This window comes from Mesorhizobium sp. M0815 (assembly GCF_040319995.1).
In the GTDB taxonomy this organism is placed as follows: domain Bacteria; phylum Pseudomonadota; class Alphaproteobacteria; order Rhizobiales; family Rhizobiaceae; genus Mesorhizobium.
Genome location: NZ_JAMYOU010000001.1, coordinates 249,707 through 265,438, shown reverse-complemented (window position 1 = coordinate 265,438; position 15,732 = coordinate 249,707). Strand labels below are relative to the sequence as shown.

Here is a 15,732-nt window from a genome sequence, read left to right as displayed (position 1 = left end):
CTCAGAGTTATCTGACGTCGACGTTATACTCGTTTGAAGAGCAAGGCCAGCGGCGCTCTAATCGGTGCTCAAAGGAGTGCTGCCATGATCCAGTTTCTCAACATCCTGGGCGATGTCGTGCGGATCGCGACATTTCAAAGACATGACGAGAAACCGCATGGCGACTGGTGCGAGGGGAGGCCGCCGACCAGCGTCGCCGCATGTCGGAAGCCGACGCCCGACCGGTACCCGGTTCGCCGTTCGAGGCAGTGACGGGATTGCCGGAACGGCATTGCGTTCCCGGCCCGATGCGCACATCTATCCTGAAGGGAAACGCGACGCGGAGACTGTGGTGGTCGGCCAACATCGGCATGCGCACGGCGCCAGGCCGATTCGACAAGGACGCAACTGGCCCGGCCCGTGGCGCAAGACGCCGGGCCGCGTCTTCGGCACGTCGCTCGTCCGGCTCTACCAGCTGACGCTGTCCGGCTTTGTGGGCAATTCCTGCCGGCATCTGCCGACCTGTTCCGAATACGCGCACGAAGCGATCGCCCGGCATGGACTTTGGGCCGGCGGCTGGATGGGGTTCTTTCGCGTGCTGCGCTGCGGGCCGTTAGGGACGCATGGCATCGACCGCGTGCCCGAAACCCTGGCTGAGCGCTATGTCTGGTTTGCGCCGTGGCGGTACTGGCGGATCGGGAAAAAACGTGGCGACCTAGACAGTTGACCGCAACTGTTCGTTACACAACCGCACCGCTGTTTACGATCTGGTAGGGTTAACCGCAGCTTGCGCGGACATAGCGCATTTAAGACAAAATCGAGACAAGACGCCTCGCTAAGCCGCTCCTGACACCCTTCAGGAGAGATTACCAAATGCGCCGGATAGATCGTCTTCCCTTCGTTTTCGCCGTGATTCTCTATGTCCTGGCGTGGCTGTTGGGTTTTCCGATCCGTGCGCAATCGGCCCCGCTCGGGGACGTCGAATGCACGCTGATCGTCGACGCCGCGAGCGGCGAGACGCTGTACCGGCAAGGGGTTTGCGACCAGCGCGTCAGTCCCGCCTCGACATTCAAGGTTCCGCTGGCGCTGATCGGCTATGACGCCGGAATCCTGAGCGACGAGCATACACCGAATTGGGAGTACAAAGCGGAGTTCAACGCGCCGAAACGGGACCGCAAGACCGTCGACCCGACGATCTGGGAAAGGGATTCGGTCCTGTGGTTCTCACGCGAGATCACGCGCCGGCTCGGCAGCAAACAGTTTGCCGGCTATCTGTCCAGATTGGACTATGGCAACACCGACGTCTCCGGCAATTCCGGCAAGAATAACGGCCTCACCCATTCCTGGGTGAATTCTTCGCTCGAGATATCGCCGGTCGAGCAGGTCGATTTCCTGCGCAAGCTGCTGGCGCGGAATCTGCCGGTCTCGGACAAGGCCCATGCGATGACCAATGCGATTGTCCCGACCTTCCGGGCGGGCGGCTGGACGGTGCAGGGCAAGACCGGGACGACCAGGCTTGGCGACGATGCCGACAAGCGCTCGCTTGGCTGGTTTGTTGGCTGGGCGCAGAAGGATGCTCGCAAGATCGTCTTTGCCCGCCTCGTAGTCGATACGAAACGTTCCGACACGCCGAAGGGGCTCAAGACGCGGGCGATGTTCCTGAAAGAGCTGCCGAATCTCCTCGGGTGACCTAAATCCGGCTTTACGGCGCCGAAAACTGCCCATAAAAGACCGCTCGCCGCCGGACGCATCCGGCTCTTACTTGATGTAAGTCGCAACCCCAAAATCGCTACGCAGTTTTGGGCGACGTGCATTTTACCACCCGCGCTCGTTTGCGGGACTGGATAGGAGAATTTAATGCTGAATTCCGTTTCCCTGACATTTCCCGATGGCTCCGTCCGCGACTACGACGCGGCGATGACCGGCGCCGGCCTGGCGGAATCGATCTCGAAGTCGCTGGCCAAGAAGGCCGTTGCCTACAGCATCGACGGCACGTTGCGCGACCTTTCCGACCCGATCGGCAAATCAGGCAAGCTCGAAATCATCACCCGCGAGGATCCGCGTGCGCTGGAGCTCATCCGCCATGATGCCGCGCACGTTCTGGCCGAAGCCGTGCAGGAACTTTGGCCGGGAACGCAGGTGACCATCGGGCCGGTGATCGAGAACGGATTCTACTACGACTTCGCCCGCAACGAGCCGTTCACGCCCGACGATTTCCCGGTGATCGAGAAGAAGATGCGCGAGATCATTGCGCGCAACAAGCCGTTCACCAAAGAGGTGTGGTCGCGTGAAAAGGCGAAAAGGATCTTTGCCGACAAGGGCGAGCGCTACAAGCTCGAGCTGATCGACGCCATCGCCGAGGATCAGGATCTCAAGATCTATGCGCAGGGCGACTGGTTCGACCTTTGCCGCGGTCCGCACATGGCCTCGACCGGCCAGATCGGCAACGCCTTCAAGCTGATGAAGGTCGCCGGCGCCTATTGGCGCGGCGATAGCAACAACCCGATGCTGACGCGCATCTACGGCACGGCCTGGGCCGACCAGGCGCAGCTCGAAGCCTATCAGACGATGCTGGAGGAAGCGGAGAAGCGCGACCACAGGAAGCTCGGCCGTGAGATGGACCTGTTCCATTTCCAGGAGGAGGGCCCCGGGGTCGTGTTCTGGCACGCCAAGGGCTGGAGGATGTTCCAGAACCTGGTCAATTACATGCGCCGCCGCCTGGACGAGCAGGGCTACCAGGAGGTCAACGCGCCGCAGGTGCTCGACAAGAGCCTGTGGGAGACCTCAGGCCACTGGGGCTGGTACCGGGACAACATGTTCAAGGTGACGGTCGCCGGCGACGACACCGACGACGACCGGGTGTTTGCGCTGAAGCCGATGAACTGCCCCGGCCACGTCCAAATCTTCAAACACGGGCTGAAGTCATACCGCGATCTGCCGGTAAAACTTGCGGAATTCGGCAATGTGCATCGCTATGAGCCGTCCGGCGCACTGCACGGGCTGATGCGGGTGCGCGGCTTTACCCAGGACGATGCCCACATCTTCTGCACCGAGGAACAGCTCGCCGACGAGTGCATCAAGATCAACGACCTGATCCTGTCGACCTATGCCGATTTCGGCTTCGACGAAATCACGGTCAAGCTGGCGACCCGCCCCGAAAAACGGGTCGGCACCGACGCGATGTGGGATCACGCCGAGGGCGTGCTGCAGGACGTGCTCGACAAGATCGCGGCGCGGTCGGGCAACCGGATCAAGACGGGCGTAAATCCGGGCGAGGGCACGTTCTACGGGCCGAAGTTCGAATATGTGCTGAAGGACGCCATCGGCCGCGACTGGCAATGCGGCACCACGCAGGTCGACTTCAACCTGCCGGAACGGTTCGGCGCCTTCTACATCGGCTCCGATTCGGAAAAGAAGCAGCCGGTGATGGTGCATCGCGCCATCTGCGGTTCGATGGAGCGTTTTCTCGGCATCCTGATCGAGAATTATTCCGGCCATTTCCCGCTCTGGTTCGCGCCGCTGCAGGTGGTGGTGGCGACGATCACTTCCGATGCCGACGATTACGCGCGAAAAGTCGTTGCGCAGCTGAAGGCGGCCGGGCTGATCGCCGAAACCGACCTGCGCAACGAGAAGATCAACTACAAGGTCCGCGAGCACAGCCTTGCCAAGGTGCCGGTCATCGTCGTTTGCGGCAAGCGCGAGGCTGAGGAAGAAACGGTCAATGTCCGCCGTCTCGGGTCGCGCGACCAGGAATCGCTTGGCCTCGCGGCCGCCGTGAAACTGCTTTCCGACGAGGCGGTGACACCCGACCGCAAGCGCCGCGCGGCCTGAGCCGGCCAATCAGCAACGAAATGGCGGTGGATCGCTCCACCGCCATTTTCATATGCTTGTCACGCCAATTGTGTAGCGAGCCCCATGCTCAAGCTGAAGATGCGCGAAAGACCGTTTCCCGAGCTCTCCTATGCCGGTCCGCATCAGCCGGCGCTGACGCGCTGGTTCATCCACTCGGTCGAAGGCCTGTCGGGACGTGATCGCTTCGCCGCACTCTATGATTTCTGGCGCCGGCAAGTGGTGCCGAACGGCGAGCGCGTGTTCGGCCGCATGCTGGAGCTGATCGACGTCCGGGTGCGGACCGCCGGTCAATGGCCGCCGGCAAACCTGCCCGACACGCCGCTGGTGATTGTTGCCAACCATCCGTTCGGCATCGGCGACGGTATTGCCGTGTTGTCGCTGGCGGAGCAGCTCGGCCGACCGTTCCGCGTCATGATCCACAAGGATCTGCTCAAGATCCGCGAGATGGAGCCCTATTCGCTGCCGATCGACTTTTCCGAGACCAAGGACGCGCTGAAGAACAACATGGCGGTCCGCCATGAAGCGGTGCGGCTGCTCAAGGAGGGCGTCACCATCGTCGTCTTTCCGGCGGGAGGTGTCGCCACCGCGCCGAAGGGGTTTGGCCGGGCACGCGATCTGCCGTGGAAGGTGTTTCCGGCCCGTCTCGTTCAGGACGCAAAGGCGTCGGTCATCCCATTGCATTTTTCGGGCCAGAACGGCCGGCTGTTCCATCTGGTCAGCGGACCGATGAACATGGCCGAACGCGACGGGCGTGTGGCGAAATTCGTCGGCAAGGCCTCGCTGACACTGCGCACATCGCTGCTCATCCGTGAATTTGCGCGGCTCTCCGGCAAATCGATCGACGTGCGCGTCGGCGACGTGCTGGGGTGGGACGAACTGGAGCCGCTGCGAGACCGCAAGGCCTTGCTCGACCGCCTTCAGCGCGGCGTCTTCGATCTGGCGCCGGCCGAGACGACTGGCCGCGTGCCGTTGCTGGCGCGACGCATGCGCAAAGCAGCCTAGAGGGGGCGCGGCTTAGTCGGCGCCTTCCTCGGAATCGATGGCCGAAGCTTCGGTTGCCAGGACTTCGATGTCCTGATTGTGTCCGGCCACCACCGTAAAATCCTTCTGGTAGATGCGGTCGCGGTTTTTGGCGATGATGGTGTAGTCGCCCTCGGCCAGCACCATCGAGGCAAAGGCGCCGACGGTCTCCTTGATCGGGTCGCCGGACTCGTTCAGCAGCGACCAGGAGGTGTCGGCGATCGCCTCGCCGCCCGGCTCGCGCACCAGCTTCATGGTCATCTCGGCGGCACGATGCTCGACCGTCGCTTCGGTCAGCTTGCCGGCCTCGACGCGGATGTCGGAGCGGATGACCGCGTTCACAGCGCCATAGGTCGAAACAACGTGGTAGGTGCCGGCATTGAGCCGCACGACGCTGTTCGGCTCGACATCGGGTATGATCAGCGCGCGATCGCCATCGGCCGCGGCGTGGCTCTCATAAATCGAGAAGCGCAGCTTCTTCGGCGGTATGCGCACCCCTCCCGACAGCACGGCATCAAGCTTGAGGCCGCCGGCATCGAGCACGAGGCTCTCACGCTTGGCTTCCTTGCCGACGGTGATGCGCTTGGTGGCGCCGGCCCGCCCGTAGGAGGCATGGACCAGATAGGAACCCGGCTCGAGCTGGAATACGGCGGTGCCGCCATGAGCGGAGGCGACCATCGGCAGCTTGCCGTCGCTGGCCGATTCGGGCTTGAAGACGCGCCAGACGATGCCGCGCGTGATGTCGGCACCCTTGTCGGTCAATTGCGCCGACAGCGTGATCGCCCCGCTGCTGCCCAATGCCAGCGATGTCTCGCTTTTCGGAGGCGCATAGCCCGAAATTCCGGGAAGTTTCAGATCACTGAGGCCGTCTACATTCTGGGCGGCGGCAAGCGAAACCGGCACCATCAACAGTGCGGCAGCGAGCCATATCAGGAAAAGACGCAATGTCCGCTCAAACATGCCTTGCGTTGAAGCCCAATGCGGTGGCAATTTCAAGGCTTAAGAGTCCGGTCGGCTTCTGCTAGAGGGCTCTTTGTCCGGCGCGTCGCGCCAATGCCCGAGCCGCCCGATATCCCGATGGCGCGCTTCAGCTCAAATTCCAGGAGACTTGCGCCCATGGCGTCGCCGATCATCGATTTTCTGCTGACCCGAAATTCCGCGCCGATCCCGGATTTGAAAGAGCCGGCACCGGGCGATGCGGAGATCGCGACCATGATCGCCGCCGCCTCGCGGGTGCCGGATCATGGCCGGCTGGAGCCCTGGCGTTTCATCCTCTATCGCGGCGAGGCTCGCGTCGAGATCGGCAAGGAGTTGGCAGCACTTGCCGAACAGCGCGAAGGGCCGTTGCCGGAAGGCCGCCGCAACCAGGAATTGGCACGCTTTTCGCGGGCGCCGCTGGTCATCGGCGTGATCTCGATCCCCAGGGAAAATCCAAAGATCCCGCAATGGGAGATGTTCTTGTCCGGCGGCATGGCTGCGATGAACCTGCTGCTTGCCGCCAATGCGCTGGGCTACGGTACCAACATGATCAGCAACTGGTATTCCGACGTGCCAGAGGGCAGGGCGATCCTCGGTCTGGCGCCGCATGAGCGGGTCGTCGGTTTTGTCCATATCGGCTCCTATCAGGGGCCAGCGCCGGAGCGGCCACGGCCCGATCCGGCAAAGCTCTACGCCGACTATTCGGGGCCGTGGGTGGGATAATTTTCGACCCGGAACCAGACCCTAAGCGTCAAGCCCCGCTGCCCTGGCTCGCGCCAGGAGCCGCTCGGCCAGTTTTAGATGCGGCCGGTCGTACATTTTGCCATCAATGCCGACGACGCCGGGATTTCCCGCTGTCTTGAACGCTTCGACGATCGCCAGCGAATTTTTCACCGCTTGCACCGAAGGCGTGAAGGCGGCGTTGATGACCGGCACCTGCGCCGGATGGATCGCCATCTTGCCGGTGAACCCGTCGCGCTCGGCCTCGGCGCATTCAGCCTCAAAGGCAGCCATGTCGCGAAAATCCGGAAACACCGTGTCGATCGCCGCGACTTCCGCGGCCCCTGCGGCGAGAATGGTCATGGTGCGGGCGAAGCGAAACACATCCGTGTAGCGGCCATTCGCGTCGCGCGTCGCGCGTGCGCCGATTGCTGCCGACAGATCTTCCGCGCCCCAGGTGACGCCGACAAGCCGCGCGCTTGCCTCGGTGTAGGTTGCAGCGGCCAAAACGCCAGCTGCCGTTTCGGTGATGATCGGCAGGATCCTTATCGCGCCGTCCGGCAACCCGGTTTCGGCTTCGTGCACCCTGAGCTTGGCCGACAGCTGCTGGACATCCAGTCCGCTGTTCGACTTAGGCAGCATGATGCCGTCGGGCTTCACTGGCACGAGCGCCGCCAGATCGTCGTCGGTCAGTCCGGTCGAAAGATCGTTGACGCGCACATAGATCGCGGAGCTGGTTCGGTGCCTGTGCCCGGCGATGAAACGCGCCGCTGTGTCGCGCGCCAGCCCCTTGTTCTGCGAGGCGATCGAGTCCTCGAGATCGACGATGACCACGTCGGCGCCCACGCCAAAGCCCTTCTCCAGCTTCTTTTCCGAATCGCCGGGAACGAAGAGCAGTGAACGCATCGGCTATGCCTTCTTCATCATCATCGCTTGCCTCGTGCATCTTGCAACCAGCACGTCGTTCTGGTTATAGGCGCGGTGCTCGAACTCGACGATACCGCGGTCCGGTTTCGACCTGGAATCGCGCACCGAAACCACCGTGGTCTCGACGCGAATCGTGTCGCCATGGAAGACGGGGTGCGGAAACACGGTCTCCTTCATGCCGAGATTGGCGATGGTGGTGCCGACGGTGATGTCGTTGACCGAGATGCCGATCATCAGGCCAAGCGTGAACAGCGAATTGACCAGAGGCTTGCCCCATTCGCTCTTGGCGGCGAAGTCGAAATCGATGTGCAGCGGTTGCGGGTTCAGCGTCATCACCGAAAACAGCATGTTGTCGCTTTCGGTCACGGTCTTGCGCAGCGTGTGCTTGAACACATGGCCGACAACGAACTCCTCAAGGTAAAGGCCGGCCATGGTCTGTCTCCTCCACTGCTTAAGGGTTGATAGGCGTTGCATACCGGGCTCGCAAGCCAGTTAACGAACATGGTGAACCGTTCGTAAACCATTTGTGCCTACGGTCTCGACAGGCGCCAGAAGCGTTCTGGCAAAGGGCGTAAGCAGGCGACATGGTCGTTTCGCATTTCCTGAAATGGATCCACACGGCAAAGGTGTCGGAGCGTGCTGCGGCGGCAAGCGCGCTGGCTCGCGCCTATGTCGACTCGGACCTGCCTTTCGAGGACCGCTGCGCTGCCGAGGCGGCGCTGACGTTGCTGCTCGATGACGCATCGTCGAAGGTGCGGCTGGCGATCGCCGACGCGCTTTCCATGAGCCATCATGCGCCGCCGCAGATCGTCAGCGCGCTGGCTTCGGACCAGCCCGAGGTGGCCGCTTTGGTACTGGCGCGCTCGCCGCTGCTTACCGATTCCGACCTGATTGATCGGGTTGCCGGCGGCCAGAAAGCGACGCAGAAGGTGATCGCCGACCGGCCGCGCGTCTCGATGTCGGTTGCGGCGGCGATCGCCGAGGTCGGTGAGCCGGAAGCCTGCACCACGCTGCTCGCCAATAGCGGCGCCGACATCGCATCCGTCAGCTTTCGCCGCATGGCCGAGCGTCACGGCCATCTGCCTCTGGTGCGCGAGGCGCTGATCGCCGACATCCGGCTGCCCGCCGACTGCCGGCATATGCTGCTGGTCAAGCTAGGGGAGATGCTCAAGGGGTCGCCATTGGTGCTGGCGCTGATGGGCGCCGCCAGGGCCGAGCGCATCACGCGCGATGCTTGCGTCAAGGCTTCGGTGACACTGATCGAAGGCACGCGGGCGGAGGAACATACCGCACTTGTCGAACATCTGCGCCTGCGCGGCGACCTGACCGCAAGCTTCGTCATCCGCACCATCGCGCACGGCAAGGTCGACTTCTTTGGTTCGGCGCTGGTCGCGCTCAGCCAGCAGCCCGAGCAACGGGTGAGGGCGCTGCTGGCCAGCGGGCATGACATAGCGTTGCAGGCACTGTTCCGCAGCGCCGGGCTTGCCGCCGCCACCCACGCCATCATCCTGCGCGCGCTGAAGGTCTGGCGTGAGGTCGCCAATGGCAAACGCCTCGCCGGCGTCCAGGAAGTCAGCTGGCTGATGCTGAAGGAATTGGGCGGACAGTCCGCCGAAGGCGATCTCGCCAGGCTGGTCAAATCGATCCATCTCGATGCGCTGCGCGAGAACGCACGCGGGCACGCGCTGGCGATCGCGGCTGCTTAAAGCAATTCCAGGAAAAGCGTGAAACGGTTTTCCGACTTGCGTCAAAAAATAAAAAACTGAGCGGTTCGGCGTTTCCGTGAAACGCTGAACCGTTCCAGGCCTCATCCTTCGCGAAAAATCCGGAAAAGTCTTGCGCACAGTGACAGCCGCCGTCCGCGGCTCGCCTAGCAGAAGACGCTCAGATATCCAGCACTTCCGTCGCGGCGAATTCCGCGCGTTCCTGGATGAAGCGGAAGCGGGCCTCGGGCTTGGTGCCCATCAACGCGTCGACCGCATCCTTGGTCGCCGCCTCGGCGTCGATGACGTCCACCCTGAGCAGCGTGCGCTTTCTCGGGTCCATGGTGGTTTCTTTGAGCTGGGCAGCCATCATTTCGCCCAGCCCCTTGAAGCGGCCGATTTCGACTTTGCCGCGCCCGGTGAATTCGGTGCGCAGAAGTTCGTCTTTGTGCGCATCGTCGCGGGCATAGGCGACCTTGCCGCCTTGCCGGATCGAGTAGAGCGGCGGCACCGCCAGATAGAGATGGCCGCCGCGGACCAGGCTCGGCATCTCCTGGTAGAAGAAGGTGATCAGCAGCGAAGCGATATGGGCGCCATCGACGTCGGCGTCGGTCATGATGATGACCCGGTCGTAACGCAGGTCCTCGTCGCGGTATCTCGAGCGCGTACCGCAGCCCAAGGCCTGGATCAGGTCGGATATCTGCTGGTTGCCGGCCAGCTTGTCGTTACCGGCGCTGGCGACGTTGAGGATCTTGCCGCGCAGGGGCAGCACCGCCTGGCTGGCGCGGTCGCGCGCCTGCTTCGCCGAGCCACCGGCCGAATCGCCCTCGACGATGAAAAGTTCGGCACCGGCGGCGGCATTCTGCGTGCAGTCGGCGAGCTTGCCGGGCAGGCGCAGCTTGCGCACCGCGCTCTTGCGCGACACTTCCTTTTCCTGGCGGCGGCGCACCCGCTCGTCGGCACGCGCGATCACCCATTCGAGCAGTTTCGAAGCTTCCTGCGGATTGTCGGCCAGCCAATGGTCGAACGGGTCGCGGATGGCGCTTTCGACGATGCGGATCGCCTCGATCGTCGCCAGCCTGTCCTTGGTCTGGCCGACGAATTCCGGCTCGCGGATGAACACCGACAGCATGCCCGCCGCCGAGATCATCACATCTTCGGATGTGACTATCGAAGCGCGCTTGTTGCCGACCAGGTCGGCATAGGCGCGCAAGCCGCGCGTCAGAACGTTGCGGAAGCCGGCCTCGTGCGTGCCGCCTTCGGCTGTCGGAATGGTGTTGCAATAGGAATTTATAAAACCGTCGCCGCCGAACCAGGTCACCGCCCATTCGAGCGAGCCGTGACCGCCCTGCTTCTCGCTCTTGCCGGCGAACATTTCACGGGTCACCTGGAATTCGTCGCCGAGCGAGGCTTTCAGATAGTCCTTGAGGCCGCCCGGAAAATGGAATTCTGCCTTGGCCGGCGTCGTGTCCTTTTCCTTGATCAGCGAGGGATCGCAGGTCCAGCGGATTTCGACACCGCCGAACAGATAGGCTTTTGACCGCGCCATGCGGTAGAGCCGCGCCGGCTCGAACGCAGCACCCTTGCCGAAAATCTGCTCGTCTGGATGGAAGCGGATCTTCGTGCCGCGCCGGTTGTGCACCTCGCCGAGCTGCTCCAGGCCGGTCACCGGAACGCCTCGCGAGAAGCGCTGGCGATAGAGCTTGCGCCCAATCGCAACCTCGACCTCGAGATGGTCGGACAGCGCGTTGACCACGGAAACGCCGACACCGTGCAGGCCTCCCGAGGTCTCGTAGACCTTGCTGTCGAACTTGCCGCCTGAATGCAGCGTGGTCATGATGAGTTCGAGCGCCGGCTTCTTGAATTTCGGGTGCGGATCGACCGGAATGCCGCGGCCGTTGTCGGTTACAGACAGGTATCCGTCGGCGGAAAGCTCGACATCGATGAAGGTAGCATGGCCGGCGACCGCCTCGTCCATCGAATTGTCGATGACCTCGGCGAACAGATGGTGCATCGCCTTGTCGTCGGTGCCGCCAATGTACATGCCCGGGCGGCGGCGCACCGGCTCCAGCCCCTCCAGCACCTCGATATCGGCGGCACTATAGCTCTCGCTGGCATCGCGGGGCGCCGCCCGCTTCGCCGCCTGCACCAGCGGGTCGGCCGGGCGCGCGGCGCGAGCCGGTTGCGGCTGCTTGCCCAAATTGCCGAAAAGATCGTTGTCGTCCATGCCGGTCCTGGATTCCGATGCTGCGAATCACCACCCGATACTGCCACGCTTTTTGCGGGCAGGCGACGGAGGTTCCTGTTACGTTCGAGGATAGAGCCTCTTACTGCAAAAACCATTCGACAACCAAGCGGCGGAAATGGGGTCGAAGCTTGGAGCATCGACGCTTTGTAAACCTTGTCCGAAGGTTACGCCGCAAGGTTGGCTGAAAAACGATATCCGCGGACTGTCGCTGACCTAGAATGCAGCGAAACCCTCAAGAGGCTGTCGCTTAAGCATGTTGGATTACAGTTCGCTCCTGCTCGCAGCGGCGCTGTCGGGCACGTGCCTCAGCATCACCATGTTTGCGATCTGGTTCACCGCGCCACAGGCACGCTTTGTGCTGACGGTGGCGTGCGGCATTCTCGTGCTCGTCGCACATGTGGTCTTGTTTTGGCATTACACAAGAGATCCAAGCCCCTGGCTTTGCCAGATCGTGCTTGCTCTTCTCAGCCTCGGCTTCCTGATTATCTGCCTGTCGGCCATGCAATATCTCAGCATGCGCGACTATAGGCGCGCCATCTTGCCAACCTTGGCTGCGATGGCTGTTTGCGCGGGCGCGACGTATCTCGGGTTTGATGGTGTCGGCTTCATTGTCACCTATGCGACGGTAACGGCGCTACTCTCGCTTATCGGGGCGATGTTCTGGATTGAGGGTGGTCATGATCGCCGGATATTGCTGGTCGTATCGTTCCTGAGCGGCGTCTGTGCGCTGTCGTTCGGACTTTGCGGCGCGGTCCTGCTGGTCAAGGGCCAGTGGGTGCTCGGCGTAGCACCGGACAATTGGGCCGAGCGGGTGAATTCCGTCGTAGCCGTCGCCTGCATGACCGGGCTTGGCGCATTAACGCTCTCCCTGCACCATTTGCAGGCGCAGATCGAATTGAAGGCCGAGACGATGACCGATCCATTGACCGGGCTGATGAACCGGCGGGCGTTAACGGCACTCTACGGCGAGCGGGTCTTCGGTCCGTTCATGTCCGTCACCATGTTCGACCTCGACCATTTCAAAAGGACGAACGACGTATTCGGTCATCCGGTCGGCGACCAGGTCCTGCGCCGCTTTGCCGCCGTCATCAGGAAATACGCCAGAACCGGCGTCGACGCCTTCCGGCTGGGCGGCGAGGAATTCGTGCTCGTCATGTCGCGGATGACGGAAGAAAAAGCCTATGACATTGCGAGCAAGATCAGCGTCGCCTTCGGTACGGAAGTCGTGGCCACCCAGCTTGGTCCGTTGCGAAGCACAGTCAGCGGCGGCATCGGCTTTGGTGGGACGAGCGGCACCGGTCTCGATGATGTGCTGGCCGAAGCCGACGCCGCGCTCTATGCGGCAAAGCGCGCCGGGCGAAATCGCGTCATCGCCCGGGACAGGGCGAGCAAGGCCGACGGGCCGGCCTTGCGTTCTGCCTGATTGAGGCTTCTATCTTCTTGTTAGACCATGATCTTGTCCGAAAACCGGATTCCACTCTTCGGGATCATGGTCTACTCCGCCGCACCCAGATATTCCGACAGCGGCGGGCAGGAGCAGACCAGGTTGCGGTCGCCAGCGACGTTGTCGATGCGTGACACCGGTGGCCAGTATTTTGCCGCCGTATCGGCATCGCCGGCGGGGTAGGCCGCTTCCAGGCGCGAATAGGGATGGGTCCACTGGCCGGCCAACGCCTCGGCGGCGGTATGTGGCGCATTGACCAGAGGATTGTCGGCCAAGGGCCATTCGCCCTTCGCCACCTTGGCTGCCTCGCCGGCTATGGCGATCATGGCTTCGCAGAAACGATCCAGCTCGCGCTTGGGCTCGGATTCGGTCGGCTCGACCATCAGCGTGCCGGCCACCGGGAACGACATGGTCGGCGCGTGGAAGCCATAGTCGATCAGCCGCTTGGCGATATCGTCGACGCTGATGCCGGCGCTGTCCTTGAGCACGCGGGTGTCGAGGATGCATTCATGCGCAACGCGTCCGTTGCGCCCCTTGTAAAGCAGGGGGAAATGCTCGCCAAGCCGCGTCGCCACGTAGTTGGCGGAGATGATCGCCGTCTCGGTCGCCTGCTTCAGGCCGGAAGCGCCCATCATGCGGATATACATCCAGGTGATCGGCAGGATCGAGGCGCTGCCGAACGGTGCCGCCGCCACGGCATGGGCCGAGCCTTCGGTGACGTGGCCGGGCAGATATGGCTTCAGATGCGCCTTGACGCCGATCGGGCCGACGCCGGGGCCGCCGCCGCCATGTGGAATGCAGAAGGTCTTGTGCAGGTTCATGTGGCACACATCGGCACCGATATCGCCGGGACGGGCGAGGCCGACCAGAGCGTTGAGATTGGCGCCGTCGAAATAGACCTGGCCGCCATGGCTGTGGACGAGCGCACAGAGGTCGCGTGCGCCTTCCTCGAAAACACCATGCGTCGAAGGATAGGTGAACATCAGCGCCGCGAGGTCTTTTGCATGCTCGGCCGCCTTGGCCTGCAAGTCTTCCATGTCGATATTGCCGTCCTCGGTGCAGCGCACGACGACGACACTCATGCCGGCCATGGCCGCACTTGCCGGATTGGTGCCATGCGCCGAGGACGGGATCAGGCAGACGGTGCGATGGCCTTCGCCACGCGACAAATGATAGCCGCGAATGGCGAGCAGCCCGGCATATTCGCCCTGGCTGCCGGCATTGGGCTGCAGGGTCACCGCGTCGAAGCCGGTGATCTCCGCCAGCCAGCCTTCCAGCTCGTCGATCATGGCGCGATAGCCTACCGAATGGCTCGCCGGGGCGAAGGGATGCAGGTTGGCGACATCAGGCCAGCTTACCGGCATCATTTCGGCGGCGGCGTTGAGCTTCATGGTGCAGGAGCCGAGCGGGATCATGGCGCGGTCGAGCGCCAGGTCCTTGTCGGACAGCCGGCGCAAGAAGCGCATCATGTCGGTTTCCGAGTGGTTTTCGCGGAAGACGGGTTGGGTGAGGAACTCCTTGCCGCGCGCTTTTCCTGGCATGGAACTGCCGGCGGCAACACCGGCCTTGGCGCCGAAAAGTGCTGCGATCGCCTCCAGATCGGCCTCGGTGGAGGTCTCGTCAAAGCTGATGCCGACATGGTCGGCGTCGATGACGCGCAGCAGCCGGCCGGTCTTCTCGGCGGCGGCGGCAACTGCGGCGGCTCTGCCCTTCACTTCCACGGTCACCGTGTCGAAGCGGCTTTCGCCGAGCACCGAAACGCCCGCTGCCTTGAGGCCGGCAGCCAGGCGGTTGGCCAGCGTGTGGACGCGGCCGGCAATCGCCTGCAGCCCGGCAGGGCCATGCCAGACCGCATAGGCCGTCGCCATGTTGGCGAGCAGCGCCTGTGCGGTGCAGATGTTGGAGGTCGCCTTGTCGCGGCGGATATGCTGTTCGCGTGTCTGCAAGGCGAGGCGATATCCGGGACGGCCCTTGCTGTCCGTCGACTGGCCAACGAGCCGGCCCGGCATCAGCCGCGTCAGCCTGTCGGAGACGGCGCAATAGGCGGCATGCGGCCCGCCAAAGCCCATCGGCACGCCAAAACGCTGCATCGGGCCGACGGCGATGTCGGCGCCAAGCCTGGCCGGTGCATCGGTCAGCGTCAGGCCCAACGGATCGGCAATGAAGACGACCAGCGCGCCGGCAGCGCGGGCCTTGTCGATCGCTGCCTTGTGGTCGCCATAGACGCCGAACGTGTCCGGCCAGGAGACCAGCAGGGCGGCGGTGTTGTTGTCGATCACCTCGCCGTCGACTTCGATGCCGAGCGGTTCGGCACGGGTGCGAACGACGTCCAGCGTCTGCGGGTGCGGCGTGCCGGCCAGTGCCACCTTGGTGCGCTTGTCGCGATGATGGCGCAGCGCGATGCCGACAGCTTCGGCCACCGCCGTCGCCTCGTCGAGCAGCGAGGCCGACGCCACCGGCAAGCCGGTCAGTTCTGTCACTAGCGTCTGGAAGTTGAACAGCATTTCCAGCCGGCCCTGACTGATCTCGGCTTGGTAAGGCGTGTAAGCGGTATACCAGGCCGGGTTCTCGAACAGGTTGCGCTGGATCACCGGCGGCACATGGACGCCATGATAGCCGCTACCGATGAAGCTCTTCAGCACCGTGTTCTTTGCCATCGTCGCCGCGAGTTCGGTCAGCGCTTCCGCTTCGCTTGCGGCGGCAGGCAGGGCCAGCGGCCGGTCGAGCCGGATCGACTTCGGCACTGCCTGGCTGATCAGCGTCTCGACCGAAGGAACGCCGATCGTCGCCAGCATGGCTCTGACGTCTTGGAGGCCCGGGCCGATATGGCGAGCTGAGAAGGGGTAGGGTGCTGCGGTCAT

13 protein-coding genes are annotated in these 15,732 nt (G+C 63.2%); 8 read left to right on the top strand and 5 right to left on the bottom strand.

Going from position 1 to position 15,732, the window contains the following annotated elements:
* The first annotated feature begins 84 nt into the window (after positions 1 to 84).
* The 5 genes from NKI01_RS01245 (at position 85) to NKI01_RS01225 (ending at position 4,833) form a co-directional block, all read left to right on the top strand.
* The gene (locus NKI01_RS01245) at positions 85 to 252 is read left to right on the top strand and encodes a hypothetical protein (RefSeq protein WP_352961603.1); all 168 of its coding nucleotides are present in this window, start codon (positions 85 to 87) and stop codon (positions 250 to 252) included.
* A 79-nt stretch (positions 253 to 331) separates the two neighbouring features.
* Entirely contained in the window at positions 332 to 706 is a 375-nt protein-coding gene (gene yidD, locus NKI01_RS01240; protein WP_031194332.1) for a membrane protein insertion efficiency factor YidD, read from the top strand.
* A gap of 146 nt (positions 707 to 852) precedes the next feature.
* Positions 853 to 1,668, top strand: coding sequence for a class D beta-lactamase (gene blaOXA, locus NKI01_RS01235; RefSeq protein ID WP_352961601.1), 816 nt, complete (start codon positions 853 to 855; stop codon positions 1,666 to 1,668).
* 168 nt (positions 1,669 to 1,836) lie between these two features.
* Entirely contained in the window at positions 1,837 to 3,810 is a 1,974-nt protein-coding gene (thrS, locus tag NKI01_RS01230; RefSeq protein ID WP_023720142.1) for a threonine--tRNA ligase, read from the top strand.
* 84 nt (positions 3,811 to 3,894) lie between these two features.
* Positions 3,895 to 4,833, top strand: coding sequence for a lysophospholipid acyltransferase family protein (locus NKI01_RS01225; RefSeq protein ID WP_352640623.1), 939 nt, complete (start codon positions 3,895 to 3,897; stop codon positions 4,831 to 4,833).
* Between the two features lie 12 nt (positions 4,834 to 4,845).
* Here the strand turns inward: NKI01_RS01225 and NKI01_RS01220 are convergent, their stop codons facing one another.
* Complete coding sequence (locus tag NKI01_RS01220; protein ID WP_352961599.1) at positions 4,846 to 5,811, bottom strand: RgsD C-terminal domain-containing protein; 966 nt, start codon at positions 5,809 to 5,811, stop codon at positions 4,846 to 4,848.
* A gap of 156 nt (positions 5,812 to 5,967) precedes the next feature.
* On the opposite strand from NKI01_RS01220, the gene NKI01_RS01215 reads away from it, so the two are divergent.
* Positions 5,968 to 6,552 carry a nitroreductase family protein gene (locus NKI01_RS01215; protein WP_352495372.1) on the top strand — a complete coding sequence of 195 codons (585 nt, stop codon included), beginning with the start codon at positions 5,968 to 5,970 and terminating at the stop codon, positions 6,550 to 6,552.
* A 21-nt stretch (positions 6,553 to 6,573) separates the two neighbouring features.
* Here NKI01_RS01215 and NKI01_RS01210 read toward each other — a convergent pair whose 3' ends face one another.
* Positions 6,574 to 7,455: an HpcH/HpaI aldolase/citrate lyase family protein gene (locus NKI01_RS01210; protein ID WP_352961597.1), complete on the bottom strand. Its 882-nt coding sequence runs from the start codon at positions 7,453 to 7,455 to the stop codon at positions 6,574 to 6,576.
* A 3-nt stretch (positions 7,456 to 7,458) separates the two neighbouring features.
* Positions 7,459 to 7,908 carry a MaoC family dehydratase gene (locus NKI01_RS01205; protein WP_352844212.1) on the bottom strand — a complete coding sequence of 150 codons (450 nt, stop codon included), beginning with the start codon at positions 7,906 to 7,908 and terminating at the stop codon, positions 7,459 to 7,461.
* A 152-nt stretch (positions 7,909 to 8,060) separates the two neighbouring features.
* Here NKI01_RS01205 and NKI01_RS01200 point away from each other — a divergent pair, with 152 nt between their 5' ends.
* Positions 8,061 to 9,182, top strand: a complete 1,122-nt coding sequence (locus NKI01_RS01200) for a DUF2336 domain-containing protein (protein WP_352844210.1) — start codon at positions 8,061 to 8,063, stop codon at positions 9,180 to 9,182.
* Between the two features lie 178 nt (positions 9,183 to 9,360).
* On the opposite strand, the gene parE is transcribed toward NKI01_RS01200, so the two are convergent.
* Entirely contained in the window at positions 9,361 to 11,406 is a 2,046-nt protein-coding gene (gene parE, locus NKI01_RS01195; protein ID WP_352855406.1) for a DNA topoisomerase IV subunit B, read from the bottom strand.
* Positions 11,407 to 11,680: 274 nt separating this feature from the next.
* Here parE and NKI01_RS01190 point away from each other — a divergent pair, with 274 nt between their 5' ends.
* Positions 11,681 to 12,850 (top strand): GGDEF domain-containing protein, encoded by a 1,170-nt coding sequence (locus NKI01_RS01190; protein WP_352482174.1) that lies wholly within the window; start codon positions 11,681 to 11,683, stop codon positions 12,848 to 12,850.
* Between the two features lie 71 nt (positions 12,851 to 12,921).
* On the opposite strand, the gene gcvP is transcribed toward NKI01_RS01190, so the two are convergent.
* Complete coding sequence (gene gcvP / locus NKI01_RS01185; protein ID WP_352482175.1) at positions 12,922 to 15,732, bottom strand: aminomethyl-transferring glycine dehydrogenase; 2,811 nt, start codon at positions 15,730 to 15,732, stop codon at positions 12,922 to 12,924.

Excerpts from the sequence above, each read along its gene's own strand:
- NKI01_RS01220 (WP_352961599.1), bottom strand. The coding sequence starts at position 5,811 with ATGTTTGAGCGGACATTGCGTCTTTTCCTGATATGGCTCGCTGCCGCA.
- parE (WP_352855406.1), bottom strand. The coding sequence starts at position 11,406 with ATGGACGACAACGATCTTTTCGGCAATTTGGGCAAGCAGCCGCAACCG.
- NKI01_RS01215 (WP_352495372.1), top strand. The coding sequence starts at position 5,968 with ATGGCGTCGCCGATCATCGATTTTCTGCTGACCCGAAATTCCGCGCCG.
- NKI01_RS01210 (WP_352961597.1), bottom strand. The coding sequence starts at position 7,455 with ATGCGTTCACTGCTCTTCGTTCCCGGCGATTCGGAAAAGAAGCTGGAG.
- NKI01_RS01200 (WP_352844210.1), top strand. The coding sequence starts at position 8,061 with ATGGTCGTTTCGCATTTCCTGAAATGGATCCACACGGCAAAGGTGTCG.
- gcvP (WP_352482175.1), bottom strand. The coding sequence starts at position 15,732 with ATGACCGCAGCACCCTACCCCTTCTCAGCTCGCCATATCGGCCCGGGC.
- blaOXA (WP_352961601.1), top strand. The coding sequence starts at position 853 with ATGCGCCGGATAGATCGTCTTCCCTTCGTTTTCGCCGTGATTCTCTAT.
- NKI01_RS01205 (WP_352844212.1), bottom strand. The coding sequence starts at position 7,908 with ATGGCCGGCCTTTACCTTGAGGAGTTCGTTGTCGGCCATGTGTTCAAG.
- thrS (WP_023720142.1), top strand. The coding sequence starts at position 1,837 with ATGCTGAATTCCGTTTCCCTGACATTTCCCGATGGCTCCGTCCGCGAC.
- NKI01_RS01225 (WP_352640623.1), top strand. The coding sequence starts at position 3,895 with ATGCTCAAGCTGAAGATGCGCGAAAGACCGTTTCCCGAGCTCTCCTAT.
- NKI01_RS01190 (WP_352482174.1), top strand. The coding sequence starts at position 11,681 with ATGTTGGATTACAGTTCGCTCCTGCTCGCAGCGGCGCTGTCGGGCACG.
- NKI01_RS01245 (WP_352961603.1), top strand. The coding sequence starts at position 85 with ATGATCCAGTTTCTCAACATCCTGGGCGATGTCGTGCGGATCGCGACA.